Source organism: Achromobacter sp. SX5, from assembly GCF_056711425.1.
This window is the reverse complement of the sequence record NZ_CM160041.1, coordinates 4,301,994-4,328,373: the sequence shown is the minus strand read 5'-3', so window position 1 is coordinate 4,328,373 and position 26,380 is coordinate 4,301,994. Positions and strand designations below refer to the sequence as shown.

The following is a 26,380-nucleotide window of genomic DNA, read 5'->3' as shown; positions in this document are numbered from 1 at the left end:
TGCAAAGCTCCCCGTATGTATTCCATATTTGGCTGGAAGTATTATCGGCGATTGTATTGCAGGCGGAGCCATGCCTGCCTTCGTATTTCATTCAGCCATCAGGAGTTATTGGTGAACCCGGACAATCTGTCTGCACGGATTCTTGCGGTGGGCGATACCCACCAGACGGAATTGCCTTTGCGTTGGGGCGATTCCGACGCTTTGAACCATCTCAACAACACGCTGTATTTTCGGCTCATGGAAGAGGCGCGGATGCAGATCCTCTATGGCGCCGGCTTCAAGCTGCCCTCGGAGACGGGCCTGATCCTGGCTCACGCATCCTGCGATTTCCTGCGTTCCTTCACCTATCCCGCGGACGTGCTCGTCAAGCACACGGTCACGCGCATCGGCCGTTCCAGCGCCGAATTCGAGCTGACCCTGGAGAAGGCCGGCGACCCGAGCGGCCCCTATGCGCGCGGGCGCAACGTGCTAGTCTGGATGGACTACGTGGCCAACGTGTCCGCCCCGTGGCCGCAGCAGGTGCTGGCGCAACTGGGCGCCATGTTCACGCCGGCCGCCTGAGGGACGCGCCGCGACTGCGGCAAAATGGCGATGGCGCCGGCCGGTCATGCCGGTAAAATCGAACGCAAAGCACAATAGCAACAGGAAAAACAGGGTCCGTTGCGGCGCGGGACGGGCTCTCTACGGTTTTACCTTAACTAGGAGTTGGAGCGATGGACAAGGTTTATGCAAGCGCGCAGGAGGCGCTGGCAGGCATCGTCAAGGACGGCCAGATGATTGCCGTCGGCGGTTTCGGCCTTTGCGGCATTCCGGAGGCGCTGATCGCCGCGTTGCGCGATTCGGGCGTCAAGGATCTCACCTGCGTGAGCAATAACGCGGGCGTCGACGGCTTCGGCCTCGGCCAGCTGCTCAACACGCGGCAGGTGCGCAAGATGATCGCCTCGTACGTGGGCGAGAACAAGGAATTCGAACGCCAGTACCTGTCGGGCGAGCTCGAACTCGAATTCACGCCGCAGGGCACGCTGGCCGAGAAGCTGCGCGCCGGCGGCGCCGGCATCCCGGCCTTCTTCACCCGCACCGGCGTGGGCACCATCGTCGCCGACGGCAAGGAAATCCGCGAATTCGACGGCCACCAGTACGTGATGGAGCGTTCGCTGGTGCCGGACGTGTCGCTGGTCAAGGCCTACATCGCCGACCGCAGCGGCAACCTGGTGTTCCGCAAGACCGCGCGCAACTTCAACCCCAACGTCGCCATGGCCGGCAAGCTGACCGTGGTCGAGGTCGAGAAAATCGTTGACACCGGCAGCCTGGACCCCGACCAGATCCATCTGCCCGGCATCTATGTGCAACGGATCGTGCTCAACGCCACGCCCGAAAAGCGCATCGAACAACGCACCACTCGCCCGGCCTAAGGAGAACAGACATGGCATGGTCCCGCGATGAAATGGCGGCTCGCGCCGCGCGCGAACTGCAAGACGGTTTTTACGTGAACCTGGGCATCGGCTTGCCGACCCTGGTGGCCAACCACGTGCCCAAGGGCGTGGAAGTGTGGCTGCAATCCGAGAACGGCCTGCTGGGCATCGGCCCGTTCCCCACCGACGACGAGGTCGACGCCGACCTCATCAACGCCGGCAAGCAGACGGTGACGACGCTGCCGGGCTCTTCGATCTTCTCCTCGGCCGATTCGTTCGCGATGATCCGCGGCGGCAAGATCAACCTGGCCATCCTCGGCGCCATGCAGGTCTCCGAAAAGGGCGACCTGGCGAACTGGATGATCCCGGGCAAGATGGTCAAGGGCATGGGCGGCGCCATGGACCTGGTGGCCGGCGTGGGCCGCGTCGTGGTCCTGATGGAGCACGTGGCCAAGAAGAAGGACGGCACCGAGGACATCAAGCTGCTGCCCGAATGCACGCTGCCCCTGACGGGCGTGGGCGTGGTCGACCTGATCATCACCGACCTGGGCGTGATGGAAGTCACCGAAAACGGCCTGAAGCTGCTGGAACTGGCTCCGGGCGTGACGGCCGACGAAATCCAGTCCAAGACCCAGGCCAAGCTCGACGTGTCCGGCGTGTGATGCCGCGCCGTTGACCGCCCGAGTCTTTCGACGCCCCGCGAGGGGCGTTTTTGTTTTTTGCGGAAAGGACGGGCGGCTGGAGCCGTCCTTCGATCAAGCCCCGCCCGCTTCCAACAACATCCCCACATGCGGGATGCCATCCTCCATATATTCCTCGGTGACCACCACGAACCCGTGTCCGCCGTAGTACCCGCGCAGCCGCGCCTGCGCGCCCAGGTACACCGGCTGGCCGGGCCACAGGCGTTCGACCTCGGCCTTGGCGCGGCGCATCAGTTCGTGGCCCAGGCCGGCGCCGCGCGCGGCCGGCGCGGTGATCACGCGGCCGATGACGGCGCGGCCGTCGTTCAGGGCCGGTTCCAGCAGGCGGCAATAGGCCAGCAGCGCGCCGTCCTGCCAGGCCATCAGGTGTTCGGTCGCGCCGTTCAGGTCCTTGCCGTCCATGTCGAGGAAGACGCAGTTCTGTTCCACCACGAAGACTTCGGAGCGCAGGCGCAGGATGGCGTAGAGCTCGGCGGTGGTCAGGGCGGCGTGCGGTTTGCAGGTCCAGACGGGCATGGGGGCGTGCGGCAGGAGAGGGAGGGGCGGATAGGGTACCGCATGCCGGCGCCGCTTTTCAGGCCGCTCCGTTACATTTTTACGCGGGTATACCCCTAGTATGAAAATCTATTTTCTTATCTAAAATTTGCATGTAAACAGATTTACATAGATCTCCGCTACACATTCCCCCGCTTTCCCGATGACCAAGGCCGCACTCACGATCGCTGATCGGATCGCCCGGGCCCAGCCCGCGTTGAGCCGCACCCAGCACAAGATGGCCGACTACGTGCTGGCGCACCAGTTCCGGGTCGCCACCATGACCATCGACGAATTCGCCGCGGCGGTCGGGGTGTCCGTGGCCACGGCGAACCGTTTCGCGCGCGCCCTGGACCTGCCGGGCTATCCGCAATTCCGCGCCGAACTGGCGCGCGGCTTCGAGGCCGCGCTGGAGCCGGTCGAAAAGCTCCGCACCGAGCTGGCCCATTCGGCCAGCGCCGTGCAGATCTTCGCCGCCACGCTGGAAGAGGACGTGCGCAACGCGCAGCGCAACCTGCAGTCGCTGGACGCGGCCGCCTGCGAGCAGGCGGTGCAGGCCATCCTGGCGGCCGAACGCGTGTTCATCATCGGTTTCGGCGCCAGCGGTTTCCTGGCGGGGCTGCTGCAGCGCGGCCTGTGCATGCATCTGCATTCGGTCGAATCGCTGGCCGGACCCGGCGGCGTTTCGCACGCGGCGCGCCAGATGTCGCGCATGACTTCCCAGGACCTGGTGATCGCCATCGGCTTTCCGCGCTACCTGGCCGACACCGTGACCCTGGCCGGCGCGGCCCGCCAGGCCGGCGTGCCGGTGCTGGTGCTGACCGACAAGCCCACTTCGCCGCTGGCGCCCACGGCCTCCGTGGTGTTGTACGCGTATTCCGCGCGCCAGCTCAGTCCCAATTCCGAAACCGCCGCGCTCGGGCTGATCGAAGCCCTGTCGGCGGCGGTGGCCTATCGGGCCAAGAATTCCGTCGCGGCCGCCGCTGGGGTGACCCAGTCCGTCATGCCGTGGCTCATCCATGGAGTAGGTAAACGATGATTCAACCCGTGATCGCGATCCACGGCGGCGCCGGCGCGATGTCCCGCGCGGCCATGTCGCCGGAGAAAGAACAGGAATACCTCGACGCGCTGGAATCCATCCTGGCCGCCGGCCAGGCGGTGCTGGCCCAGGGCGGCAGCGCGCTGGACGCCGTGACCGAAGCGGTCCGCCTGCTGGAAGACTGCCCGCTGTTCAACGCCGGCCACGGCGCCGTGTTCACCAGCGCCGGCACCCATGAGCTGGACGCCGCCATCATGGACGGCGCGACGCTGCGCTCGGGCGCCATCGCCGGCGTGCACCGCGTGCGCAACCCGGTGTTCGCCGCGCGCAAGGTCATGGAAAACAGCAAGCACGTGTTCTTCGTGGGCGAGGGCGCCGAAGCCTACGCCAAGGAAGAGGGCCTGGAGCTGGTCGATCCGTCGTACTTCTCCACCGAAGCCCGCCGCGAGCAGCTGCTGCGCGTGCAGCGCGAGACGCCGGAAGCGGCGGTGCTGGACCACGACGGCCAGGCCCTGGTCGCGCGCGGCCAGCCCGCGCCGGCCGATCCGCTGGACGCCGACAAGAAATTCGGCACGGTGGGCGCGGTGGCGGTGGACGCCCAGGGCAACCTGGCGGCGGCCACGTCCACCGGCGGCATCACCAACAAGCAGGTCGGCCGCGTCGGCGACGCGCCGCTGATCGGCGCCGGCACCTACGCCAGCAACAAGACCTGCGCGGTGTCCACCACGGGCACCGGCGAGATGTTCATCCGCATGGTCGCCGCCTATGACGTGGCGGCGCAGATGGAGTACTGCGGCGCCACGCTGGAAGCGGCGGCGGACCGCGTCGTGCATGAAAAGCTGCCCACCATCGGCGGCAAGGGCGGCCTGGTGGCCGTGGACGCGCAGGGCAACGTGGCCCTGCCGTTCAACACGGAAGGCATGTACCGGGGCTACGCCCGGGTCGGCGAAAAGCCGGTCACCGCGATCTATCGATAAGCGGCGGCAGGTTCATTTTTTCAGTATTTGGGGAATCAAAAAAGATGGTTGATCGCGCAAACAGCCTGGCGCTGCCGGATAACCGCGTGGTCCAGGTCGACGACCTGACGGTGCGCTTCGTGGGTTCCGAGCGCACGGTCGAAGCCGTGCGCAATCTGTCGTTCCACGTGGACCGGGGCGAAACCCTGGCCATCGTGGGCGAATCGGGTTCGGGCAAGTCGGTGACGTCGCTGGCGCTCATGCGGCTGGTCGAGCACGGCGGCGGACGCATCGCCCAGGGCAGCATGGCGCTGCGCCGGCGCAACGGCTCCGTGATCGACCTGGCCGGCTCCAGCCAGCGCGTCATGCGCAATGTGCGCGGCGCGGACATGGCCATGATTTTCCAGGAGCCGATGACCTCGCTGAACCCGGTGTTCACGGCCGGCGACCAGATCGCCGAATCGATCCGCCAGCACCAGGGCAAGGACGCGGCCTCGGCCCGCGCCGAAGCCCTGCGCATGCTGGAGCAGGTGCGCATCCCGGAAGCCAAGTCGGTGCTGGACCGCTACCCGCACCAGCTCTCGGGCGGCATGCGCCAGCGCGTCATGATCGCGATGGCGCTGGCCTGCAAGCCGGCGCTGCTGATCGCCGACGAACCCACCACCGCGCTGGACGTCACCATCCAGGCGCAGATCCTGCAGCTGATCCGCCAGCTCCAGGAAGAAATGCACATGGGCGTGGTGTTCATCACCCACGACATGGGCGTGGTCGCCGAAGTGGCCGACCGCGTGCTGGTCATGTACCGCGGCGACAAGGTCGAGGAAGGCCCGTCCGACCGGGTGTTCGCCGCGCCCCAGCACCGCTATACCAAGGCGCTGCTGTCGGCCGTGCCGAAGCTGGGCGCCATGCAGGGCACCGACCTGCCGGCGCGTTTCCCGCTGCTGCAGGTCGACGGCCAGGCCCAGCCCGAGGAAGCGCCCGCCGTCAGCGCGCCGCAGGCCGGCGAGGCCAAGCGCGAGCCCATCCTGAGCGTGCGCGACCTGGTCACCCGCTTCGACCTGCGCGGCGGCATCCTGAGCCGCGTGCAGCGCCGCGTGCACGCCGTGGAGCGCGTCAGCTTCGACCTGTACCCCGGCGAAACCCTGTCGCTGGTGGGCGAGTCGGGCTGCGGCAAGTCCACCACCGGCCGTTCGCTGCTGCGCCTGGTCGACAGCCAGGGCGGCGAGATCCGCTTCGGCGGGCGCGACATCGTGCGCCTGAAGAACAACGAGCTGCAGTCCCTGCGCCGCGACATCCAGTTCGTGTTCCAGGACCCGTTCGCCTCGCTCGACCCGCGCGTGACCGTGGGCTTCTCCATCATGGAGCCGCTGCTGGTGCATGGCGTGGCAAAGGGCCGCGACGCCGAACGCCGCGTGGCCGAGCTGCTGGAGCGCGTCGGCCTGCCGGCCGAGATGGCGCAGCGCTATCCGCACGAATTCTCCGGCGGCCAGCGCCAGCGCATCTGCATCGCGCGCGCCCTGGCCCTGAACCCCAAGGTGGTGATCGCCGACGAATCCGTGTCGGCGCTGGACGTCTCGATCCAGGCGCAGATCGTGAACCTGCTGATCGACCTGCAGCGCGACATGGGCATTTCGTTCCTGTTCATCTCGCACGACATGGCCGTGGTCGAACGCGTCAGCCACCGCGTGGCGGTGATGTACCTGGGCCAGATCGTCGAGATCGGCCCGCGCCGCGCCATTTTCGAGAACCCGCAGCACCCGTACACCAAGAAGCTGATGTCGGCCGTGCCGATCGCCGATCCGGCGCGCCGCCACCTCAAGCGCGCGTTGCTGTCCGATGAAATCCCAAGCCCGATCCGCAAACTGGGCGACGAGCCGGTGGTGCAGCCGCTGGTGCAGGTCGGAACGGATCACTTCGTCGCCCGCCATGCGGTCGGCGGAGCGTATTGAGTCTTTGCCGTACTTGTTTTTCTTCCACCAAACCCCCTAATTCCTCACGGAACCAGGAGTTGCAATGATGAAAGTTCTGCGCCCCACCAAGCTGATGGCCGCCGCCGCCGTGGCCTTCGGCATGCTCAGCGCGCCGCTGGCGCACGCCTCGAAGGACGTGACGTTCGCCGTCCAGATTGCGCTGGAAACGCTCGATCCGTACAACACCAACAGCACGCTGAACCAGGCTGCCGGCAAGGCCTATTACGAGGGCCTGTTCGAGTTCGACAAGGACCTGAAGATCCAGAAAGTGCTGGCCACCGACTACTCGGTCAGCGAAGACGGCCTGGTCTACACCTTCAAGCTGCGTCCCGGCGTGAAGTTCCATGACGGCACCGATTTCAACGCCGAAGCCGTCAAGGTCAACTTCGACCGTCCGTCCAACCCGGACAACCGCCTGTCGCGCTACATCCAGTTCAGCGTCATCGAGAAGACCGAAGTGGTCGATCCGATGACCGTCAAGATCACGCTGAAGAAGCCGTTCTCGGCCTTCATCAACGCGCTGGCCCACCCGGCCGCCATGATGATCTCGCCGGCCGCCCTGGCCAAGTACGGCAAGGAAATCGGCTTCCACCCGGTGGGCACCGGCCCGTTCGAATTCGTCGAATGGAAACCGGCCGAATACCTGAAGGTCAAGAAGTTCGACGGCTACTGGAAGAAGGGCTATCCCAAGATCGACACCCTGACGTTCCGCACCGTCACCGACAACAACACCCGCGCCGCCGTGGTGCAGACGGGCGAGGCGCAGTTCGCCTTCCCGGTGCCCTACGAGCAGGCCGCCGTGCTGAAGAAGAACGACAAGCTGGACGTGGTCGACAACAAGAACTCGATCATGGCCCGCTACATCGCCATGAACACGCAGCAAAAGCCGTTCGACAACGTCAAGGTGCGTGAAGCCATCAACTACGCCATCAACAAGGAAGCCCTGGCCAAGGTCGCTTTCTCGGGCTACGCCAGCGTGGTCGACGGCGTGGTGCCGGCCGGCGTGGACTTCGCCCACAAGACGGGTCCGTGGCCGTACGACATCAAGAAGGCCAAGGCCCTGCTGGCCGAAGCCGGCTACCCCAACGGCTTCGAAAGCACGCTGTGGTCCGCCTATAACGACGGCACCTCGGTGAAGGTCGTGCAGTTCCTGCAGCAGCAGCTGGCCCAGGTCGGCATCAAGGTCTCGGTCGAGGTGCTGGAGTCCGGCCAGCGCGTGCAGCGCGTGCAGCAGGTGCAGAAGCCCGAGGACGCCAAGGTCCGCATGTACTACGCCGGCTGGTCGTCCTCGACCGGCGAGGCCGACTGGGGCCTGCGTCCGCTGCTGACCACCGCCGCGTTCCCGCCGGTGCTCAACAACGTGTCGTACTACTCGAACAAGTCGGTCGACGAAGGCATCCAGCTGGCCCTGGCCACGACGGATCGCGCCAAGAAGGCGGAAATCTACAAGAACGTCCAGGAAACCATCTGGAAGGACGCTCCGTGGGCCTTCCTGGTGACCGCCAGCAACCTGTACGTCAAGTCCAAGAACCTGTCGGGCGTGTACGTGGAGCCGGACACCTCGTTCTGGTTCGGCGACATCGACCTGAAGCAGTAACCCTAGCAGCAACCCCCGGGGCCGTCAGGCCCCACAGTAAGGCCGCATACGGCGGGGACGCGGTGTCCCCGCCGATGTCGCAGGAATTTCAATGCTGACCTACATCGTCAAACGTCTTTTGGGCATGATCCCCACGCTGCTACTGGTGGCCGTGGTCGTGTTCCTGTTCGTGCACATGCTTCCGGGCGATCCGGCTCGACTGGCCGCCGGCCAGGACGCCGACCAGGCGACCGTCGAACTCGTGCGCCAGGAGCTCGGGCTGGACCTGCCCCTGCCGCAGCAGTTCGTGCGCTACTTCAGCCACATGCTGCAAGGCGACCTCGGCACCTCGCTGCGCACCAAGCGCCCGGTGTCGACGGAAATCGCGGACCGCTTCATGCCCACACTGTGGCTCACCATCGCCAGCATGGTCTGGTCGGTGGCGTTCGGCATGGTCATCGGGATCGTGTCCGCCGTGTGGCGCAACCGCTGGCCCGACCGCCTCGGCATGACGCTGGCGGTGTCGGGCATCTCGTTCCCCGCGTTCGCGCTGGGCATGATGCTGATGGAGATCTTCTCGGTCAAGCTCGGCTGGCTGCCGACCGTGGGCGCCTCCACCTGGCAACACTACATACTGCCGTCCATCACGCTGGGCGCCGCCGTCGCCGCGGTGATGGCCCGCTTCACCCGCGCCTCCTTCGTGGAAGTCATCCAGGAAGACTTCGTGCGCACCGCCCGCGCCAAGGGCCTGACCGAGAAACGCGTGGTCATCAAGCATGCGCTGCGCAACGCGCTGATCCCGGTGGTCACCATGATGGGCCTGCAGTTCGGCTTCCTGCTGGGCGGCTCCATCGTGGTCGAGACCGTGTTCAACTGGCCCGGCCTCGGCCGCCTGCTGGTGGACGCCGTGACCCAGCGCGACTATCCGGTGATCCAGGGCCTGGTGCTGCTGTTTTCGCTGGAATTCATCCTGATCAACCTGATTGTCGACGTGCTCTACGGCGTCATCAATCCCAGCATCCGTTACAAGTGAGGCGGCCATGAGCAATACCACCCCCGCCGCGACCCTCGCCGCCGCGCCCAAGAACGACGTGCGCACCCCCGCCACCGAGTTCTGGCGCAAGTTCAAGAAGCAGAAGCTCGCCGTCGGCGCCGGCATCTTCGTCCTGCTGCTGGTCGCCGTCGCGGTCTTCGCGCCGTGGATCGTGCCGTTCGACGCGGAAAACTACTTCGACTACGACGCGCTCAACGCCGGGCCCTCGGCCGCGCACTGGATGGGCGTGGACTCGCTGGGCCGCGACATCTTCAGCCGCATCATCATGGGCGCGCGCATTTCGCTGGCCGCCGGCTTCCTGTCGGTCGCCATGGGCGCCGTCGTCGGCACCTTCATGGGCCTGATGGCCGGCTACTACCAGGGCTGGTGGGAGCGCATCACTATGCGCATCTCCGACGTGCTGCTGGCGTTCCCCGGCATGCTGCTGGCCATCGGCGTGGTCGCCATCCTGGGCTCCAGCATGGTCAACGTGATCGTCGCCGTGGCGGTGTTCAGCGTGCCGGCCTTCGCCCGCCTGGTGCGCGGCAACACGCTGTCGATCAAGCAGATGACCTACGTCGAAGCCGTCAAGAGCGTGGGCGCGTCCGACTGGACCATCATCATGCGCCACATCCTGCCCGGCACGATCTCGCCGATCGTGGTGTACGGCACGATGCGCATCGGCACCTCGATCATCACCGCCGCCAGCCTGTCCTTCCTGGGCATGGGCGCGCAGCCGCCCACGCCCGAGTGGGGCGCGATGCTCAACGAGGCCCGCGCCGACATGGTGATCGCGCCGCACGTGGCGATCTTCCCGGCCCTGGCGATCTTCCTGACCGTGCTGGCGTTCAACCTGCTGGGCGACGGCCTGCGCGACGCGCTCGATCCCAAGATCGACCGCAAGTAATCCTTCGCCGCCGTTCTTCGTCGCGCAACGCGCGCGCTGGCGCGCGCCGGCGGCGAAGACCGGCGGTGTTTTGCATTCTGGAGCGTGGCGACACGCAGCAAGCATGGAAAAACAAGTGCTGGAAATTCCCCGCATCGGGCGCCTGCCCGCGGGTCCGCTGGATTCGATCTGCGACGTGGGCGACGTGACCGTCGGCCACTGCACGCTGTCGGAAGGCGCGCTGCAGACCGGCGTGACCGTGGTGCGTGCGCACGGCGGCGATCCCTATCTGGACAAGACGCCCGCGGCCGCGACCGTGCTGAACGGTTTCGGCAAGAGCACGGGCCTGGTCCAGGTGCAGGAACTGGGCGTGCTGGAAACCCCGATCGGCCTGACCAACACCTTCGGCGTGGGCACCGTGGCCAATGCCCAGATCCGCGCCGCCGTGGCCGCCAACCCCGAGATCGGGCGCGGCATGGCCACCGTCAATCCGCTGGTCTTCGAGTGCAACGACGGCTACCTGAACGACATCCAGGCGCTGGCGGTGCAGGAAGCGCACTACGCGCAGGCGCTGGCCGCGGCCGGCAAGTGCTTCGAGCAGGGCGCGGTGGGCGCCGGCCGGGGCATGTCCTGTTTTTCCTTCAAGGGCGGCATCGGTTCGGCGTCGCGAGTGGCCGCCATCGAAGGCGAGCGGGCCTATACGGTGGGCGCGCTGGTGCTGGCGAACTTCGGCCGGCTGCCCAACCTGACCGTGGCCGGCCGGCCGTTCGGCCGCCGCCTGGTCCAGCAAGTCGCCGGCGGGCAGGCGGGTGTGGCGGAGAACGCCGCCATCGCGCCGGAGAAAGGCTCCATCATCCTGCTGCTGGCCACCGACGCGCCGCTGGATTCGCGCCAGTTGCGCCGCCTGTCGCTGCGCGCGGGCGCGGGCCTGGCGCGCACCGGCTCGGTGTTCGGCCACGGCAGCGGCGACATCGCGCTGGCGTTTTCCACCGCCTACACCGTGCCGCAACAGCCCGACCGGCCCATGCCCGCGCTCGCCATGCTGCACGAGGCGCGCATCGATCCGCTGTTCGAGGCGGCCGCCGAGGCCTGCGAGCAGGCCATCATCGCCGCGCTGTGGCGCGCCGAGGCCGTGACCGGCCGCGACGGCCATCGGCGCGCGGCCATCCGCGAGGCCGCGCCGCACTGGCGCCAGTGGCTGGCCGACACGGAATTCTGAACCTCCACCCAAGGCACTCCCCATGAAGATCCTCATCTCCACCGATATCGAAGGCGTCGCCGGCGTCTTCCATTCCGAGCAGGTCCGCGCCGGCAACGGCGAATACGAGCGCGCCCGCGCCTGGATGACCGCCGAGGCCAACGCGGCCGTGCTGGGGGCGATCGCCGGAGGCGCGGAAGAAATCCTGGTCAACGATTCGCATGGCGGGTTCCGCAACCTGCTGCCCGACGGCCTGGACGAGCGCGCCCGCCTGGTGCTGGGCAAGCCGCGCTACCTGGGCATGATGGGCGGGCTGGAAGAGGGCTGCGACGCCGTCGTCATGATCGGCTACCACTCGCGCTCGCAGGGCCGCGGCATCCTGGCCCACACCATCAACAGCTTCGCCTTCGCGCGCGTGTTCATCAACGGCATGGAGCTGGGGGAGGCCGGCCTGTACGGCGCGCTGGCCGGGGAGATGGGCGTGCCGGTGATCCTGGGTTCGGGCGACGACGTGTTCATCGAAGAAACCCGCGATCTCTTCCCCGGCGCCGAATGGGTGCAGACCAAGACGGCGCATGGCCAGGGCAGCGGCGTGACCCTGTCGCCGGCCGCCTCGCGCCGCGCGATCGCCGCGGCCGCCGAGACCGCGGTGCGCAAACTGAAGGCGGGCGGCGCCGGCAAGGCCGTTCCTTTCCGCATTCCCGCCCCTATAGAATGCCGGTTGCAGACGCAAAGCGCCGCCCTGGCCGACCTGTTCTGCATGTGGCCCAGCCTGGAGCGGGTCGATGGCGCGACCCTGCGGTTCACTACCGACAGCATGCAGTCCGCCATCCGCACGCTCAACAGCCTGGCGGCCATGTCCTTCATGTTGCGCTAGGGCCCACAGCCTTCGAGGATTCCATGCCAAGCACCGACGCCCGTATCGCCCAATTGCGGCAGGCCATGAGCCGCCGCGGCCTGTCCGCCTATATCGTCCCGTCTTCGGACCCGCATCTGTCCGAATATCTTCCGGAGCGCTGGCAGGGGCGGCGCTGGTTGTCCGGTTTCACCGGGTCCGTCGGCACGCTGGTGGTCACCGCCGATTTCGCCGGCCTGTGGGTCGACAGCCGCTACTGGGTGCAGGCCGAGGCGCAGCTGGCCGGGACCTGCGTGCAGCTGATGAAGATCGCGCTGGCGTCCACGCCCGGCCACGTCGACTGGCTGGCCGCCAACACCGGCCCGGGCGACGTGATCGGGGTGGACGGCCAGGTACTGGGGCTGAGCGCGTTCCGCGCGCTGTCGGCGGCCGCGGCGTCTTGCGGCGCCGCGCTGGAGATCCGGCTGGACCTGCTCGACGAGATCTGGCCCGGCCGCGCCGGCCTGCCGACCGCGCCGATCTACGACCACGTGGCGCCCGAGGCCTGCGTCACGCGCGCCGACAAGCTCGCGCAGGTGCGCGAAGCCATGCGCGCACACGGTGCGGACGTGCATTTCCTGTGCACGCTGGACGACATCGCCTGGCTCTTCAACCTGCGCGGCGCGGACGTGGACTACAACCCGGTGTTCGTCGGCCATGCGCTGGTCGGCCTGGACCACGCCACGCTGTTCGTGGCCGACGGCAAGATCGACGCCGCCCTGCGCGCGCTGCTGGCGCGCGACGGCGTGGAGGTGGCCGACTACGCCCAGGCGGCCGATGCGCTGGCCTCGCTGGAACGGGACCAGAAACTCCTGATCGATCCGGCGCGCGTGACCTGCGGCGTGTTCCATGCGATGGACCCGGCCGTGCCGCGGGTCGAGGCCATCAATCCGTCGACGCTGCTGAAATCGCGCAAGACCGACGCCGAACTGGCCCAGGTGCGCCAGGCCATGGCGCAGGACGGCGCGGCGCTGTGCGAATTCTTCGCCTGGTTCGAAGGCGCGCAGGGCCGGCAGACCATCACCGAACTGACCATAGACGAGCAGATCACCGCGGCCCGCGCGCGCCGGCCCGGCTACGTCTGCCCGAGCTTCGCCACCATCGCCGGATTCAACGCCAACGGCGCGATGCCGCATTACCGCGCCACGCCCGAGTCGCACGCCGTGATCGAAGGCGACGGGCTCTTGCTGATCGATTCGGGCGGCCAGTACCTGGGCGGCACCACCGACATCACCCGCGTGGTCGCGGTGGGCGAGCCCAGCGCCGACCAGAAGGTCGATTTCACGCTGGTGCTCAAGGGCATGATCGCGCTGTCGCGCGCTTCGTTTCCGCGCGGCACGCCGTCGCCCATGCTCGACGCCATCGCGCGCGCGCCGATCTGGGAAGGCGGAGCCGAGTACGGCCACGGCACGGGACATGGCGTGGGCTATTTCCTGAACGTGCACGAAGGGCCGCAGGTCATTTCGTACCGCGCCGCGCCGGGTCCGCACACGGCGATGGAGCCGGGCATGATCACCTCCAACGAACCGGGCATCTACCGCCCGGGGCGCTGGGGCGTGCGCATCGAGAACCTGGTGGCCAACCGCGCCTGGCTGACTTCCGAGCTGGGCGAGTTCCTGTGCTTCGAGACGTTGACGCTGTGCCCGATCGACACGCGCTGCATCGAGCCCTCGCTGATGCGCCCCGACGAGATCGCCTGGCTCAACGACTATCACCGCACGGTGTACGACCGCCTGTCGCCGCTGGTCCAGGGCGAGGCGCTGGCCTGGCTGGAACGCCGCACGGCGGCGATCTGAACGGCCGCGGCCCGGCGGCGCGCCGGGCCGCGATAAAACAGGGACGCAGCACACGCGCGACAGCGTGGGAGTGCTGCCAAATGTTACGCCTGTTCGCTAAGGGAAAACCCAAACAAGTTCCGCCTCCCGGCTATAATCCAAATTTCCCGCACGCGCCCGTTCGTCCCGGGTGCTCATTACGATGACCAAATACGTATTTGTCACCGGCGGTGTGGTGTCTTCCCTGGGCAAGGGCATCGCCGCCGCGTCGCTTGCCGCCATCCTCGAGTCGCGTGGCCTGCAAGTCACCATGCTGAAGCTCGATCCGTACATCAACGTCGACCCGGGCACCATGAGCCCGTTCCAGCATGGCGAGGTTTTCGTCACCGAAGACGGCGCCGAGACCGACCTGGACCTGGGCCACTACGAGCGCTTCATTTCCGCTCGCATGCACAAGGTGAACAACTTCACCACCGGCCAGATCTATGAATCCGTGCTGCGCAAAGAGCGCCGCGGCGACTATCTGGGCAAGACCGTGCAGGTCATTCCCCACATCACCAACGAAATCCAGGACTTCATCGCCCGCGGCGCCGAAGCCGCCTGGAACGGCAACACCGACGTCGCCATCGTCGAGATCGGCGGCACCGTGGGCGACATCGAGTCCCTGCCGTTCCTGGAAGCCGCGCGCCAGATGAGCCTGCGCATGGGCCGCAACAACGCGGCCTTCGTGCACCTGACGCTGGTGCCGTTCATCGCCTCGGCCGGCGAACTCAAGACCAAGCCCACCCAGCATTCGGTGCAGAAGCTGCGCGAAATCGGCATCTACCCGAACGCGCTGCTGTGCCGCGCCGACCGCCGCATCCCGGACGACGAGCGCGCCAAGATCTCGATGTTCTCCAACGTGCCGCTGGACGCGGTGGTGTCGGTGTGGGACGCCGATTCGATCTACAAGATTCCGGCCATGCTGCACAAGCAGGGCGTGGACAACATCGTCTGCGAAGCGCTGGGCCTGACCCCGCCGCCGGCCGACCTGTCCATGTGGGACAACCTGGTCGAAGCGCTGGAAAACCCCCAGCACGAGCTCACCATCGGCATGGTCGGCAAGTACGTCGACCTGACCGAATCGTACAAGTCGCTGACCGAGGCCCTGGTCCACGCCGGCATCCACACGCGCTCGAAGATCAACATCGAGTACATCGATTCCGAAGACATCGAGACCCGCGGCACCGACCAGCTCAAGCACCTGGACGCCATCCTGGTGCCGGGCGGCTTCGGCAAGCGCGGCACCGAGGGCAAGATCGCCGCCATCCGCTACGCCCGTGAAAACGGCGTTCCCTACCTGGGCATCTGCCTGGGCATGCAGCTGGCCGTCATCGAGTTCGCCCGCCACGTCGCCGGCCTGGGCGGCGCCAACAGCACCGAGTTCGATCCGTCCGCCCCGCATCCGGTGGTGGCCCTGATCACCGAATGGATGGACCGCGAAGGCAAGGTCGAAAAGCGCGACCACTCGTCCGACCTGGGCGGCACCATGCGCAAGGGCGCGCAGCGCGTGCCGATCAAGCCGGGCACCCGCGCGCAGGCCATCTACGGCGACGAAGTCAACGAGCGCCACCGCCACCGCTACGAAGTCAACAACGTCTACGTGCCCCGCCTCGAAGAGGCCGGCATGGTGATCAGCGCGCGCACGCCCACCGAGAACCTGCCCGAAATGATGGAACTGCCCAACCACCCGTGGTTCGTGGGCGTGCAGTTCCACCCGGAGTTCACGTCCACGCCGCGCGACGGCCACCCCTTGTTCTCCAGCTATATCCGCGCCGCCATCGAGCAGAAGGCTCGCCGCGGCCAGGAAGCGTAATGCGCGGCTGCGGTCTCGAGTTCCGCGTGCGGATCTCCGGGACCGCGGCCCCGCGTAGCGGCGCCGCCCTGTACGGCGGCGCTGCTTTCGGATACAACCAATTAGCATCGGATATGCGTCGCCAGGCCGCCTTGCGCGACACTGGCGGCGTCGCCGCATCCGGCGTCACACCGAAACCAACGCAACTGTCCTGAAGGAACCCCATGAGTGCTTACCTCATCGCCGACGTCACAGTGACCAAGCCCGCGCAATACGAGGACTACAAGCGTCTGTCCACGCTCGCCATGCGCGCGTACGATGCAAAGGTCCTGGTGCGCGGCGGCGAGTCCAAGCACCTCGAGGGCCGTAAGCCTGGCCGCACCGTCGTCATGGAGTTTCCCTCCCTGGCCGCGGCCCAGGCCTTCTACGACTCCTGGCAGTACCGCCGCGCCCGCAATGCCCGCGAAGGCGCGGCCGTCATGAATATGTTTATCGTTCAGGGAATGTAAAGTCATGAGTGCAATCGTCGACATCATCGGCCGCGAGATTCTGGATTCGCGCGGCAACCCCACCGTGGAATGCGATGTGCTGCTGGAATCCGGCGCCATGGGCCGCGCGGCCGTGCCGTCGGGCGCCTCCACCGGCGCGCGCGAAGCCATCGAACTGCGCGACGGCGACAAGAGCCGCTACCTGGGCAAGGGCGTGCTGCGCGCCGTCGAGAACCTGAATACGGAAATCTCGGAAGCCCTGATGGGCCTGGACGCCCAGGAACAGACCTTCGTCGATCGCACCCTGATCGAACTGGACGGCACCGAATCCAAGGAACGCCTGGGCGCCAACGCCATCCTGGCCGCTTCCATGGCCGTGGCCCGCGCGGCGGCCGACGAATCCGGCCTGTCGCTGTACCGCTATTTCGGCGGCAGCGGCCCCATGAGCATGCCCGTGCCGATGATGAACGTCATCAACGGCGGCGCGCACGCCAACAACACCCTCGACCTGCAGGAACTGATGATCCTGCCGGTGGGCGCCGGCAGCTTCCGTGAAGCCCTGCGCTGGGGCGCCGAAGTCTTCCACATGCTCAAGAAGCTGATCCACGGCCAGGGCATGTCCACGGCGGTGGGCGACGAGGGCGGTTTCGCGCCCAACGTGGCCAGCCACGAAGCCGCGATCCAGCTGATCCTGAAGGCCATCACCGAAGCCGGCTACGAGCCGGGTTCGCAGATCGCCCTGGGCCTGGACTGCGCCAGCTCCGAGTTCTACCGCGACGGCAAGTACACGCTGGCCGGCGAAGGCGGCATTTCGCTGTCCTCGCAGGAATTCGCCAACCTGCTGGCGACCTGGTGCGACAAATACCCGATCATCTCGATCGAAGACGGCATGGCCGAAAACGACTGGGAAGGCTGGAAGCTGCTGACCGACCAGCTCGGCAAGAAGGTGCAGCTGGTGGGCGACGACCTGTTCGTCACCAACACCAAGATCCTGCGCGAAGGCATCCAGAAGGGCGTGGCCAACTCGATCCTCATCAAGATCAACCAGATCGGCACGCTGACCGAAACCTTCGCCGCCATCGAAATGGCCAAGCGCGCCGGCTATACCGCCGTCGTGTCGCACCGTTCGGGCGAAACCGAGGATTCCACCATCGCCGACATCGCCGTGGCCACCAACGCCATGCAGATCAAGACCGGCTCGCTGTCGCGTTCGGACCGCATGGCCAAGTACAACCAGCTGCTGCGCATCGAGGAAGAACTGGCCGAAGTGGCGTCGTATCCCGGCCTGGAAGCCTTCTACAACCTGCGTTGATGAAAAACGCGGCCCGCAACCCGGGCCGCGCAAACGCCGCGACTGCTGAGGGTTCTCGCGTATGCGCCTGTTGTTCCTGGTGCTGTTCGTGCTGCTAGGCCTGATCCAATACCCGCTGTGGCTGGGCAAGGGAGGCTGGTTCAAGGTCTGGGATCTGCAACGCCAGGTGGCGGAGCAGCGCGAGACCAACGAAGGCCTGCGCGCGCGTAATGCCGCGCTCGAAGCCGAAGTGCGCGACCTGGAGGGCGGCTCCGGCGCCATCGAGGAGCGCGCCCGCGGCGAGCTGGGCATGATGCGCGAGGGCGAGGTCTTCGTGCACATCCTGCCCCAGAACACCCAGCCGCCGGCAGGCGGCGCCTCGCTGGCGGCCGAACCGGCCGCGGCGCCGGCCAAGCCGGCCAAACCCGCCGCCGGCACGCCCGCGCGCGCCAGCGCCCAGGCGCCCAAGCCCGCCAATCCGGCGCCCGCCCGCCACTGAGGGGCCGCCGCAGGCGCGGCGCTCCATTCCCCATTCCCCATTCGCGTTTCCGTTCAGCCGCAGCGCAGCCTGCGGCATTCGCCGTACACGATGCCGGCGGGCGGTGGCGCGCCGCGCGCCCAGTCCGCCGGGTGCGAGTGCATTTCCGTTTCCAGTTCGACCCGGATGGGCAGCAGGCCTGCGCGCAGCGCATTGCCGGCATAGCCGGCGCGGCCGCGGCCCAGCAGCGCCAGCAGGCCGCGCACGGGCGGCAGCAGCGGCCGGTGCAGATAGGTCAGGCGCAGTCGCAGCGTATTGGCCTGGAAGATGCTCTGGCCGCCCGGGCGCGGCGGGCGGCGCGCGTGCTGCAGGTCCTGGTAGTCGTTGTCGATGGCGCGCAGCCCGGGGCCGGCGCGCAGGCCGGGCCGGGCATGTTCGCGAAACGATTGCGCGTCGGGCAGCAGCACTTCGATGCGCCACGGATGCGCGCCGGCGATGGCCGCGAGGTCGGCCCGGCCCGGGCGCGGCGGCAGGGCCTGCAGGAAGGCCGCGCGCATGCGCGCCGGATCGCCGTGCGCGGTGGCGCCGGCGCGCGCGGCTTCCATCAGCGCCAGGTGGGCCAGCTGGCGCGCGCCCTGCCAGTGGGCGGCCTCGATGGCCAGCAGGCCCAGCAGCAGCACGATGGCCGCCGCCACGGCGAACTCGACGGCGGCGGCGCCGCGCTGCGGGCAGCGGGGCGGGACAATGAAAAAGGCGGTCATGGCAGCGCAGTCTGGCGCCGGCATGACCGCCTGTCGATGCGGACTATCCGAGGGGGGCTCAGTGCACGGTGGGGGGCGTGTCGCCCGCGGCCGGCTGGTGGGGCGAGAACAGGGCGGCACAATCGACCGCGTCGAACTTGTAAGGCTTGCCGCAGAAATCGCAGGACACGTCCACCTCGCCGCGTTCGGCCAGGATGTCCTGGATCTCGGCCTCGCCCAGCGAGCGCAGCATGTTGGCCACGCGTTCCCGGGTGCAGGGGCAGTGCCAGCGCACCTCCAGCGGGTCGAAGCCCACCAGGGTCTCTTCCCAGAACAGGCGATGCACCAGGGTATCGATTTCGGCGGCCAGCAGTTCGTCGCGCTTGAGGGTGCCGGCCAGGGCGCAGATGCGGTCCCAGGTTTCGGCGGCGTCCTGGTCGGTCAGGACCGGCGCGTCCGTGCCGCCGTTGTGCGGCAGGCGCTGGATGAGCATGCCCGCGGCGTGTTCGGCGTCGGCCGCCAGCCACAGCCGGGTGTCCAGCTGTTCGGAGGCTTTCATGTAGTGCTGCAGCGCTTCGGCCACGGTCTCGCCTTCCAGCGGCACGACGCCCTGGTAGGCCTGCTGGCCGGGCAGCTTGCGCTGCGGGTCCAGCACCACGATGAAACGGCCGTTGCCGCCGGGATTCAGCAGGCTTTGCATATCGCCTTCGGCGGGGACCTCGTGGCCTTCGCGTATCTTTACGGTGGCGCGCAGGCTCAGGTCGTGGCGGCATTCCACCACCAGCAGGGCGATGGGGCCATCGCCCTGGATCTGCAGCACCAGGGAGCCGTCGAACTTGATGTTGGCGGCCAGCAGCGTGGACGCGGCCACCAGCTCGCCGAGCAGGTTGGTGATGGCGGGCGGGTAGTCGTGGTTGGCCTGCACGGCCTTCCAGGTCGCTTCCAGGCGCACGGCCTGGATGCGGCCGCTACGGTCTTCGGTAAGGTATTTTTTAAGCTGATCGGTCATGGGGGAATGTTAGCCGATCGGACCGGCCAAATTCCCCTGTTGCCGGCAGGGGCAGGGGCGCCGCGGGCGGGCCTCAGCCGATCCGCTTCAAGGCGGTCTTGTAGTGTTGGCCCCGCGCCACGTAGTGGGCGGTGTTCTTGTGCAGATTGGCGATTTCCTCGTCGGAGAGCTCGCGCACGATCTTGCCGATGCCGATGACCAGGGAGTTGTCGGGGATGACGCGGTCCTCGGGAATGATGGCGCCGGCGCCGATCAGGCAGTTGCGGCCGATGACCGCGTTGTTCAGCACGATGGCCTGCATGCCGACCAGCGCGCCTTCGTGGATGGTGCAGCCGTGCAGCATGGCCTGGTGGCCCACGGTGACGTTGGGGCCGATGGTCATGGGGCAGCCGGCGTCCACGTGCAGCACGCTGCCTTCCTGGATATTGGTGCCCTGGCGGATCAGGATGGCGTCGTTGTCGCCGCGGATCGAGACGTTCGACCAGATGCTGACGCCGGCCTCCAGGGTCACATTGCCGATGATGTCGGCGCTGTCGGCCACGTAGGCGGCCGCGTCGATGCGCGGAATCAGGTCGTCGAGCTGGTAGATGGGCATGCCTGGGGTCTCCTGTGCGGCCTCAGGCCTTGGAGGCCGGCGGCGCGTCTGTCGTGGCTGCGGCCAGGCGCGCGAGGTCTTCTTCGCGCTGGCGCAGGATGCGACGTTGGATTTTACCGGTGGTGGTCATGGGCAGCTCGTCGACGAACTCGATCTCCTTCGGATATTCGTAGGGGGCCAGGCGCTCGCGCACGTGTTCCTGCAGGCTTTCGACGAGTTCGCCGCGCTCGCGCTGGGCGAATTCCGGGGTCAGGACCACATAGGCCTTCACCAGCGCGCCGCGCTCGGGGTCGGGCTTGGGCACCACCGCCGCGTTGGCCACGGCCGGATGCCCGACCAGGCAGCTTTCGATTTCCCCGGGACCGATGCGGTAGCCGGCGGACTTGAAGACGTCGTCGGCGCGGCCGGCATACCAGAGGTAGCCGTCGGCATCCACGGTGGCCAGGTCGCCGGTCAGGCACCAGTCGCCCTTGAACTTGGCCTGGGTGGCGGCTTCGTTGCGCCAGTAGCCCAGGAACATCACCGGGTCGGGGTAGCCGTGGATGTCGAGCCGGTTGACGGCGATCTCGCCGGTGCCGCCGGGGGCCACCGGCTTGCCTTCGTCGTCCAGTACGGCGACGTTGTGGCCGGGATAGGGGCGGCCCATGCTGCCGGGCTTGGCGGGCCAGCGCTTGTGGCTGTTGCCCACCACGTAGTTCATTTCGGTCTGGCCGAACATCTCGTTGGGCGTCACGCCCAGCGCCGAGCGGCACCATTCGAACACGCTTTCGCCCACGCTTTCGCCGGCGCTCATGACCGAGCGCAGCGCCAGCTGGTAGCGGTTGCGCGGCTCGGGCACGGCCTTCATCATCATCTTGAGGGCGGTGGGGAAGAGAAAGGTGTTGGTGACCTGGTAGCGCTCCATCAGCTCGAACGCGCGCTCGACGGAAAAGCGCCCGCGCGTGCCGACGATGGCGTGGCCGAAGTAGAGCGTGGGCAGCAGCGCGTCCATCATGCCGCCGGTCCAGGCCCAGTCGGCGGGCGACCAGAAGACGTCGCCGGGCTTGGGGAACCAGTCCTGCGAGGCCACGAAGCCCGGCAGGTTGCCGATCAGCACGCTGTGCGGCAATAGCGCGCCCTTGGGCGCGCCGGTGGTGCCGGAGGTATAGAGCAGGATGGCCGGGTCGGAGGAGCGGGTCGGGACGGCCTTGAATTCGCTGGGCTGGCGGGCCAGCAGGCTGCGCCAGGGCAGCACGCGTTCGTCGGCGAAGCCGATGCCGATGATCTGCTGCAGCGCGGGACAGTCGTCGCTGATGGACAGCAGGTTGGCGCTGGAGGCGTAGTCCACGATCGCGACGCGGGCCTCGGCGTCGCGCAGGCGGCTCTCCAGGGCTTCCGGGCCGAACAGGGCGGATAAGGGCAGGACCACGGCGCCGACGCTGTAGATGGCCATGTGCGCCACCACGGTCTCGGGACGTTGCCCCAAAACCACACCGACCCGGTCGCCGCGGCCCACGCCCATCTTGATCAGGCCGTTGGCCAGCTGGTTGGCGGCTTCCGCCAGGCGCGCATAGGTCCAGACCTCGCGGTTGCCGGATTCGTCTTCGTAGTAGATGGCGATGCGCCGCGCATCCGGACTGCTGGATGCCCAGCGGTGGCAGCACGCTTCCGCGATGTTGAACTGGGTGGGTACCAGCCAGCGGAATGTTTGGTAGAGCGCCTGATATTGGTCGTTCATGGCCCTATGTTGTGAGCATGTTGCAGCGTGAACGGGTCAGATCGCCCGTCGCCCCAGGTGCAAGCATGACCTAGAGGGCCGTGAACTGCAACATCCCCGTTGCGTAACGGGGACGCATAAGGGTTATCACGGGTGTTTGCTTTGGCGGCGCAGCGCCGAAGGCAGGGCGGGCAGGGTCAGCGAGCGCTGGCGGGGGCCGGGCTGGGTGCGCCGTTCGGCCTGCATGGCGGCCCAGTCCAGCAGCTGGAGCTGGCCTTCGTGGGTTTCGCCCAGGGCCGACAGGCTTTCGACCCAGTCTCCATCGTTGCAATAGAGTATGCCGTTCACGTCGCGCAGCTCGGCCTTGTGGATGTGGCCGCAGACCACGCCGTCCAGGCCGCGGCGGCGGGCCTCGCCCGCCAGCGCTTCCTCGAAGTCGGTGATGAACGACACGGCGTTCTTGACCTTGTGCTTGAGGTATTGGGACAGTGACCAGTAATGCAGCCCCAGCCGGTGGCGCAGCCGGTTGAAGTGATGGTTGACCCACAGCGCCAGCTGGTAGAGGCCGTCGCCCAGGTGGGCCAGCCAGCGGCTGTGCTGGACCACCCCGTCGAACTGGTCGCCATGCAGCACCAGCAGCTGCAGGCCCTTGGCGGTGACGTGCACGTCCTCGTCGAGGATTTCGATGTCGCCGAAGGCGTAGCCGGCGAATTCGCGCGCGAACTCGTCATGGTTGCCGGGAATGAACACCACCCGGGTGCCGTTGCGCGCCTTGCGCAGGATGCGCTGGATCACGTCGTTGTGGGCGCGCGGCCAGTGCCAGTGCTTGCGCAGCTGCCAGCCGTCGACGATGTCGCCCACAAGGTACAGCGTGTCGGAATCGTTGTGGTCCAGGAAGTCCAGCAGGAACTCCGCCTTGCACCCGGCGGTGCCCAAGTGAATATCGGAGATCCAGAGGGTGCGCCAGTGTGCAGGCTGGATGTCGTTCACGGTCGCGTCCCCAAGGGCTGTGGTTGTTCATGGCAATGAAACCACCCCGCGATGACGGGACCGTGAAACCTTTATGACGCTGTTGTGACGTTAGTGTGCTGTCCCGTAGATACGCCCGCACGAAATTCCCCCCTTGACGCCAGGGCGTCGTTGCAAATCCTCGCGATACCTACGGGTATCGCTGCGGTTTGCGCCTAGCCCTGACGTCAAGAGGAGAAATTTCGTCAAGCGGACGCATCTACGGGACAGCACACTAGCGCGCTTTTTTATGCGGCGGCGCGTTGCGCAGCCGCGTGCCCAGGATGCGGTCATGCAGGAACTGGCCGTCGGGATCGAACCACGACCAGATGAAGATGGTGAAGGGCGCGGCCACGATGAACATGTCCATCGACGGCCAGCCGGTGGCCTGGGCGGCCGCCCAGACCAGGCCGGCGCCGGCCAGCACCAGCGGCCAGGCCAGGACGTAGCGCAGGATCAGGCGGGGGGTGGACGGAATGCTGCCGTCCTGCTCGACCAGGCGGATGTTCCAGGTCTTCATGGGCAGCGTCTGGCCGCGGCGGCGCCAGCACAGCACGAAATAGGCGCCGATCGCGACGAACAGCCAGGCCTGGCGGGCGCTGCGCAGGTCCAGCGCGTTCCGGCTCTGGGTCAGCGTGTCCATCAGGTAGCCGGCCAGGAACACCACGCCGAACAGCAGCACGGCTTCGTACATCATGCAGGCGAATCGGCGCAGCCGATTGGGGGTCTGGTCGAGATGGGCGTCGGTCATGGACGCGTATTATGCCCGGAATGCCGGCGCCGGCATTCCGGCCTGTGCGTGGATCCTTTTAGTGTGAACAGGCCCTAGGCGTCGACCGAATCTTCCAGCGTCGACAGCGGCAGGTCGCGGCCGTCCTCGCGCACCCGGGTCTCCAGGCCCATGGCGGCCAGCAGCGACAGGAAGGGGCGGGGCGGCAACTGCTCGATGTTGGCCATGCGGCGCACGTCCCAGGTGCCGTCGGCGATCAGCAGGGCGGCCGCCGCCGCGGGCACGCCCGCCGTATAGGAGATGGCCTGGCTGCCGATCTCGCGATAGCTTTCCTCGTGGTCGCAGACGTTGTAGATGAAGATCTCGTGCGCCTTGCCGTCCTTTTCGCCGCGCACCAGGTTGCCGATGCAGGTCTTGCCGGTATAGGTGGGCGCGAGCGAGGCCGGGTCGGGCAGCACGGCCTTGAGCACCTTCAAGGGCACCACTTCCAGGCCCTCGGCCGTGCGCACCGGCTTCTCGGACAGCATGCCCAGGTTCTTCAGCACGGTGAACACGTTGATGTAGTGCTCGCCGAAGCCCATCCAGAAGCGGATGTCGGGCACGTCCAGGTGCTGCGAGAGCGAATGCAGCTCGTCGTGGCCCGTCAGGTAGGCGGTCTGGCGGCCCACCACCGGCAGGTCCCATTCCTTGCGGTACTGGAACATCTGGGCGGAGGTCCACTGGCCGCCCTGCCAGGACCAGACCGTGCCGGTGAATTCGCGGAAGTTCACCTCGGGATCGAAGTTGGTGGCGAAGTAGCGGCCGTGCCTGCCCGCGTTGATGTCCACGATGTCGATCGACTCGACGCGGTCGAAGTAGTCGTCGCAGGCCAGGCGCGCATAGGCGTTGACCACACCGGGGTCGAAGCCCGCGCCCAGGATGGCGGTGACGCCGGCGGCCTGGCAGGCCTCGCGCCGCTTCCATTCGTGGTTGGCGTACCAGGGAGGCGCTTCGCAGACCTGGTCGGGCTGCTCGTGGATGGCCGTGTCGAGGTAGGCGGCGCCGGTGCGCAGGCAGGCCTCCAGTACCGACATGTTGAGAAAGGCCGAGCCCACGTTGATGACGATGCGGGCGGCGGTCTTCCTGATCAGCGCTTCGGTGGCGCCGATGTCCATCGCGTCCAGGCGGTGCGCGCGCAGCAGGCCGGGCTGGCGCAGGCTGCCCTTGGCGTGCACGGACTCCAGGATGGCCTGGCATTTTTCCAGGGTGCGCGAGGCGATGTGGATTTCGCCCAGGCGGTCGTTGTGCTGGGCGCACTTGTGCGCGACCACGTGCGCCACGCCGCCGGCGCCGATGATGAGGATATTGGGCTTCATCTGGACAACTCCTTGTTGTGGATGGCCTGGCCGGACGCTCAGGACAGACTGTCGACGTAATCGCGGTAGCCGAACTGGCGCACCACGCGTTCGGTGCCATCCAGGTCGCGCACGACGATGGCGGGCATGGTCAGGCCGTTGAACCAGTTTTTCTTGACCATGGTGTAGCCGGCGGCGTCGCGGATCGACAGCCGCTGTCCCACGGCCAGCGGCTGCGGGAAATCGAATTCGCCGAAGATGTCGCCGGCCAGGCAGGACTTGCCGTAGACCAGGCAGCGGTGCGGCCCGGCATCGGGCTCCACGCGCGCCTGCAGGCGGTAGATCAGCAGGTCCAGCATGTGGGCCTCGATGGAGGCGTCCACCACGGCCAGCTGCTTGCCGTTGTACGAAGTGTCCAGCACCGTCACTTCCAGGCTGGCGCTGTCGGTGATGGCGGCCTCGCCGGGCTCCAGGTAGACCTGCACGCCGTACTTCTCGGAGAAGGCGCGCAGGCGCGCGCAGAAATCGTCCAGCGCATAGCCTTCGCCGGTGAAATGGATGCCGCCGCCCAGGCTCACCCATTGCACCCGCGCCAGCAGCTCGCCGTAGCGCGCCTCGACCTCGCCCAGCAAGGCGTCGAAGCGCGCGAAATCGCGGTTCTCGCAGTTGTTGTGGATCATGAAGCCGCTGACGCGGTCCAGCACGGCCGCGATGCGCGCCGGATCGCTTTCGCCCAGGCGGCTGAACGGGCGCGCCGGGTCGGCCAGGTCGAAGCCCGAACTGCTCACGCCCGGGTTCAGGCGCAGGCCCACCGGCAGCCCGGCCGCGCGCGCGCCGTAGCGTTCCAGCTGGCCCAGGCTGTTGAAAATGATCTTGTCGGCGTACGAGACCACTTCGTCGATTTCATGGTCGGCGTAGGCCACGCTGTAGGCATGGGTCTCGCCGCCGAACTTCTCGCGGCCCAGCCGCACTTCGTACAGCGACGAGGACGTGGTGCCGTCCATGTATTCGCGCATCAGGTCGAATACCGACCAGGTGGCGAAGCATTTGAGGGCGAGCAGCACCTTGGCGCCGGAATGCCGGCGCACGTGGTCGATGCGCCGCATGTTCTCCATGAGGCGCGAGCTGTCGATGAGGTAGTAGGGCGTCTGGATCACGATGTCCCTTGTACGTAAGCGCAGGCCCGGCGGGGCGCGCGCAAT

At 67.3% G+C, this 26,380-nt stretch carries 25 protein-coding genes; 16 read left to right on the top strand and 9 right to left on the bottom strand.

Features of this window, described 5'->3' with window-relative positions; genetic code table 11:
• Positions 1-111: 111 nt before the first annotated feature.
• From AC1M14_RS20235 to AC1M14_RS20225, 3 genes are all read left to right on the top strand, one after another.
• A complete protein-coding gene (locus tag AC1M14_RS20235) occupies positions 112-561 on the top strand; it encodes an acyl-CoA thioesterase (RefSeq protein ID WP_181391011.1) in 450 nt (149 codons plus the stop codon).
• Between the two features lie 152 nt (positions 562-713).
• On the top strand, positions 714-1,412 hold the full coding sequence (locus AC1M14_RS20230; protein WP_102774452.1) for a CoA transferase subunit A: 699 nt from the start codon (positions 714-716) through the stop codon (positions 1,410-1,412).
• An 11-nt stretch (positions 1,413-1,423) separates the two neighbouring features.
• Positions 1,424-2,074 carry a CoA transferase subunit B gene (locus tag AC1M14_RS20225; protein ID WP_111826613.1) on the top strand — a complete coding sequence of 217 codons (651 nt, stop codon included), beginning with the start codon at positions 1,424-1,426 and terminating at the stop codon, positions 2,072-2,074.
• 93 nt (positions 2,075-2,167) lie between these two features.
• On the opposite strand, the gene AC1M14_RS20220 is transcribed toward AC1M14_RS20225, so the two are convergent.
• On the bottom strand, positions 2,168-2,629 hold the full coding sequence (locus AC1M14_RS20220; RefSeq protein WP_209164978.1) for a GNAT family N-acetyltransferase: 462 nt from the start codon (positions 2,627-2,629) through the stop codon (positions 2,168-2,170).
• 181 nt (positions 2,630-2,810) lie between these two features.
• On the opposite strand from AC1M14_RS20220, the gene AC1M14_RS20215 reads away from it, so the two are divergent.
• The 13 genes from AC1M14_RS20215 to ftsB all read left to right on the top strand — a co-directional run bounded on the left by AC1M14_RS20215 (position 2,811) and on the right by ftsB (position 18,087).
• On the top strand, positions 2,811-3,686 hold the full coding sequence (locus tag AC1M14_RS20215) for a MurR/RpiR family transcriptional regulator (protein WP_102774455.1): 876 nt from the start codon (positions 2,811-2,813) through the stop codon (positions 3,684-3,686).
• The gene (locus AC1M14_RS20210; protein WP_102774456.1) at positions 3,683-4,663 is read left to right on the top strand and encodes an isoaspartyl peptidase/L-asparaginase family protein; all 981 of its coding nucleotides are present in this window, start codon (positions 3,683-3,685) and stop codon (positions 4,661-4,663) included. Before AC1M14_RS20215 ends, AC1M14_RS20210 begins: the two co-directional genes overlap by 4 nt.
• A 44-nt stretch (positions 4,664-4,707) precedes the next feature.
• Positions 4,708-6,591: a dipeptide ABC transporter ATP-binding protein gene (locus AC1M14_RS20205; protein ID WP_479730333.1), complete on the top strand. Its 1,884-nt coding sequence runs from the start codon at positions 4,708-4,710 to the stop codon at positions 6,589-6,591.
• A 64-nt stretch (positions 6,592-6,655) separates the two neighbouring features.
• Positions 6,656-8,209 carry a glutathione ABC transporter substrate-binding protein GsiB gene (gene gsiB / locus AC1M14_RS20200; RefSeq protein ID WP_209164977.1) on the top strand — a complete coding sequence of 518 codons (1,554 nt, stop codon included), beginning with the start codon at positions 6,656-6,658 and terminating at the stop codon, positions 8,207-8,209.
• Positions 8,210-8,300: 91 nt separating this feature from the next.
• Complete coding sequence (gsiC, locus tag AC1M14_RS20195; RefSeq protein WP_102774459.1) at positions 8,301-9,221, top strand: glutathione ABC transporter permease GsiC; 921 nt, start codon at positions 8,301-8,303, stop codon at positions 9,219-9,221.
• A 7-nt stretch (positions 9,222-9,228) separates the two neighbouring features.
• Positions 9,229-10,128, top strand: coding sequence for a glutathione ABC transporter permease GsiD (gene gsiD, locus AC1M14_RS20190; RefSeq protein WP_102774460.1), 900 nt, complete (start codon positions 9,229-9,231; stop codon positions 10,126-10,128).
• Positions 10,129-10,231: 103 nt separating this feature from the next.
• Positions 10,232-11,326, top strand: a complete 1,095-nt coding sequence (locus tag AC1M14_RS20185) for a DmpA family aminopeptidase (protein ID WP_479730332.1) — start codon at positions 10,232-10,234, stop codon at positions 11,324-11,326.
• 22 nt (positions 11,327-11,348) lie between these two features.
• The gene (locus AC1M14_RS20180; RefSeq protein ID WP_102774462.1) at positions 11,349-12,182 is read left to right on the top strand and encodes a M55 family metallopeptidase; all 834 of its coding nucleotides are present in this window, start codon (positions 11,349-11,351) and stop codon (positions 12,180-12,182) included.
• Positions 12,183-12,205: 23 nt separating this feature from the next.
• Complete coding sequence (locus tag AC1M14_RS20175) at positions 12,206-13,996, top strand: aminopeptidase P family protein (RefSeq protein ID WP_479730331.1); 1,791 nt, start codon at positions 12,206-12,208, stop codon at positions 13,994-13,996.
• A gap of 181 nt (positions 13,997-14,177) precedes the next feature.
• Positions 14,178-15,830, top strand: coding sequence for a CTP synthase (locus AC1M14_RS20170; protein ID WP_102774464.1), 1,653 nt, complete (start codon positions 14,178-14,180; stop codon positions 15,828-15,830).
• Between the two features lie 203 nt (positions 15,831-16,033).
• Complete coding sequence (locus AC1M14_RS20165; RefSeq protein ID WP_102774466.1) at positions 16,034-16,318, top strand: DUF1330 domain-containing protein; 285 nt, start codon at positions 16,034-16,036, stop codon at positions 16,316-16,318.
• A gap of 4 nt (positions 16,319-16,322) precedes the next feature.
• Positions 16,323-17,609 carry a phosphopyruvate hydratase gene (gene eno, locus AC1M14_RS20160; RefSeq protein ID WP_102774467.1) on the top strand — a complete coding sequence of 429 codons (1,287 nt, stop codon included), beginning with the start codon at positions 16,323-16,325 and terminating at the stop codon, positions 17,607-17,609.
• Positions 17,610-17,670: 61 nt separating this feature from the next.
• The gene (gene ftsB / locus AC1M14_RS20155) at positions 17,671-18,087 is read left to right on the top strand and encodes a cell division protein FtsB (protein ID WP_111826618.1); all 417 of its coding nucleotides are present in this window, start codon (positions 17,671-17,673) and stop codon (positions 18,085-18,087) included.
• Between the two features lie 53 nt (positions 18,088-18,140).
• Here ftsB and AC1M14_RS20150 read toward each other — a convergent pair whose 3' ends face one another.
• From AC1M14_RS20150 to AC1M14_RS20115, 8 genes are all read right to left on the bottom strand, one after another.
• Positions 18,141-18,827, bottom strand: coding sequence for a TadE/TadG family type IV pilus assembly protein (locus AC1M14_RS20150; protein ID WP_479730330.1), 687 nt, complete (start codon positions 18,825-18,827; stop codon positions 18,141-18,143).
• Positions 18,828-18,885: 58 nt separating this feature from the next.
• A complete protein-coding gene (hslO, locus tag AC1M14_RS20145; protein WP_479730329.1) occupies positions 18,886-19,815 on the bottom strand; it encodes an Hsp33 family molecular chaperone HslO in 930 nt (309 codons plus the stop codon).
• 73 nt (positions 19,816-19,888) lie between these two features.
• Positions 19,889-20,410, bottom strand: a complete 522-nt coding sequence (locus AC1M14_RS20140) for a gamma carbonic anhydrase family protein (RefSeq protein ID WP_111826620.1) — start codon at positions 20,408-20,410, stop codon at positions 19,889-19,891.
• A 22-nt stretch (positions 20,411-20,432) separates the two neighbouring features.
• Positions 20,433-22,127, bottom strand: a complete 1,695-nt coding sequence (locus AC1M14_RS20135) for an acetate--CoA ligase (protein ID WP_111826621.1) — start codon at positions 22,125-22,127, stop codon at positions 20,433-20,435.
• 126 nt (positions 22,128-22,253) lie between these two features.
• On the bottom strand, positions 22,254-23,096 hold the full coding sequence (locus tag AC1M14_RS20130) for a UDP-2,3-diacylglucosamine diphosphatase (RefSeq protein ID WP_102774473.1): 843 nt from the start codon (positions 23,094-23,096) through the stop codon (positions 22,254-22,256).
• 253 nt (positions 23,097-23,349) lie between these two features.
• The gene (locus AC1M14_RS20125) at positions 23,350-23,865 is read right to left on the bottom strand and encodes an RDD family protein (protein ID WP_209164971.1); all 516 of its coding nucleotides are present in this window, start codon (positions 23,863-23,865) and stop codon (positions 23,350-23,352) included.
• A gap of 74 nt (positions 23,866-23,939) precedes the next feature.
• A complete protein-coding gene (locus tag AC1M14_RS20120) occupies positions 23,940-25,199 on the bottom strand; it encodes a saccharopine dehydrogenase family protein (RefSeq protein WP_102774475.1) in 1,260 nt (419 codons plus the stop codon).
• A gap of 38 nt (positions 25,200-25,237) precedes the next feature.
• Complete coding sequence (locus tag AC1M14_RS20115; RefSeq protein WP_111826624.1) at positions 25,238-26,335, bottom strand: carboxynorspermidine decarboxylase; 1,098 nt, start codon at positions 26,333-26,335, stop codon at positions 25,238-25,240.
• Positions 26,336-26,380 lie beyond the last annotated feature (45 nt).

Excerpts from the sequence above, each read along its gene's own strand:
- AC1M14_RS20230 (WP_102774452.1), top strand. The coding sequence starts at position 714 with ATGGACAAGGTTTATGCAAGCGCGCAGGAGGCGCTGGCAGGCATCGTC.
- AC1M14_RS20225 (WP_111826613.1), top strand. The coding sequence starts at position 1,424 with ATGGCATGGTCCCGCGATGAAATGGCGGCTCGCGCCGCGCGCGAACTG.
- AC1M14_RS20220 (WP_209164978.1), bottom strand. The coding sequence starts at position 2,629 with ATGCCCGTCTGGACCTGCAAACCGCACGCCGCCCTGACCACCGCCGAG.
- AC1M14_RS20215 (WP_102774455.1), top strand. The coding sequence starts at position 2,811 with ATGACCAAGGCCGCACTCACGATCGCTGATCGGATCGCCCGGGCCCAG.
- AC1M14_RS20210 (WP_102774456.1), top strand. The coding sequence starts at position 3,683 with ATGATTCAACCCGTGATCGCGATCCACGGCGGCGCCGGCGCGATGTCC.
- AC1M14_RS20205 (WP_479730333.1), top strand. The coding sequence starts at position 4,708 with ATGGTTGATCGCGCAAACAGCCTGGCGCTGCCGGATAACCGCGTGGTC.
- gsiB (WP_209164977.1), top strand. The coding sequence starts at position 6,656 with ATGATGAAAGTTCTGCGCCCCACCAAGCTGATGGCCGCCGCCGCCGTG.
- gsiC (WP_102774459.1), top strand. The coding sequence starts at position 8,301 with ATGCTGACCTACATCGTCAAACGTCTTTTGGGCATGATCCCCACGCTG.
- gsiD (WP_102774460.1), top strand. The coding sequence starts at position 9,229 with ATGAGCAATACCACCCCCGCCGCGACCCTCGCCGCCGCGCCCAAGAAC.
- AC1M14_RS20185 (WP_479730332.1), top strand. The coding sequence starts at position 10,232 with ATGGAAAAACAAGTGCTGGAAATTCCCCGCATCGGGCGCCTGCCCGCG.
- AC1M14_RS20180 (WP_102774462.1), top strand. The coding sequence starts at position 11,349 with ATGAAGATCCTCATCTCCACCGATATCGAAGGCGTCGCCGGCGTCTTC.
- AC1M14_RS20175 (WP_479730331.1), top strand. The coding sequence starts at position 12,206 with ATGCCAAGCACCGACGCCCGTATCGCCCAATTGCGGCAGGCCATGAGC.
- AC1M14_RS20170 (WP_102774464.1), top strand. The coding sequence starts at position 14,178 with ATGACCAAATACGTATTTGTCACCGGCGGTGTGGTGTCTTCCCTGGGC.
- AC1M14_RS20165 (WP_102774466.1), top strand. The coding sequence starts at position 16,034 with ATGAGTGCTTACCTCATCGCCGACGTCACAGTGACCAAGCCCGCGCAA.
- eno (WP_102774467.1), top strand. The coding sequence starts at position 16,323 with ATGAGTGCAATCGTCGACATCATCGGCCGCGAGATTCTGGATTCGCGC.
- ftsB (WP_111826618.1), top strand. The coding sequence starts at position 17,671 with ATGCGCCTGTTGTTCCTGGTGCTGTTCGTGCTGCTAGGCCTGATCCAA.
- AC1M14_RS20150 (WP_479730330.1), bottom strand. The coding sequence starts at position 18,827 with ATGACCGCCTTTTTCATTGTCCCGCCCCGCTGCCCGCAGCGCGGCGCC.
- hslO (WP_479730329.1), bottom strand. The coding sequence starts at position 19,815 with ATGACCGATCAGCTTAAAAAATACCTTACCGAAGACCGTAGCGGCCGC.
- AC1M14_RS20140 (WP_111826620.1), bottom strand. The coding sequence starts at position 20,410 with ATGCCCATCTACCAGCTCGACGACCTGATTCCGCGCATCGACGCGGCC.
- AC1M14_RS20135 (WP_111826621.1), bottom strand. The coding sequence starts at position 22,127 with ATGAACGACCAATATCAGGCGCTCTACCAAACATTCCGCTGGCTGGTA.
- AC1M14_RS20125 (WP_209164971.1), bottom strand. The coding sequence starts at position 23,865 with ATGACCGACGCCCATCTCGACCAGACCCCCAATCGGCTGCGCCGATTC.
- AC1M14_RS20120 (WP_102774475.1), bottom strand. The coding sequence starts at position 25,199 with ATGAAGCCCAATATCCTCATCATCGGCGCCGGCGGCGTGGCGCACGTG.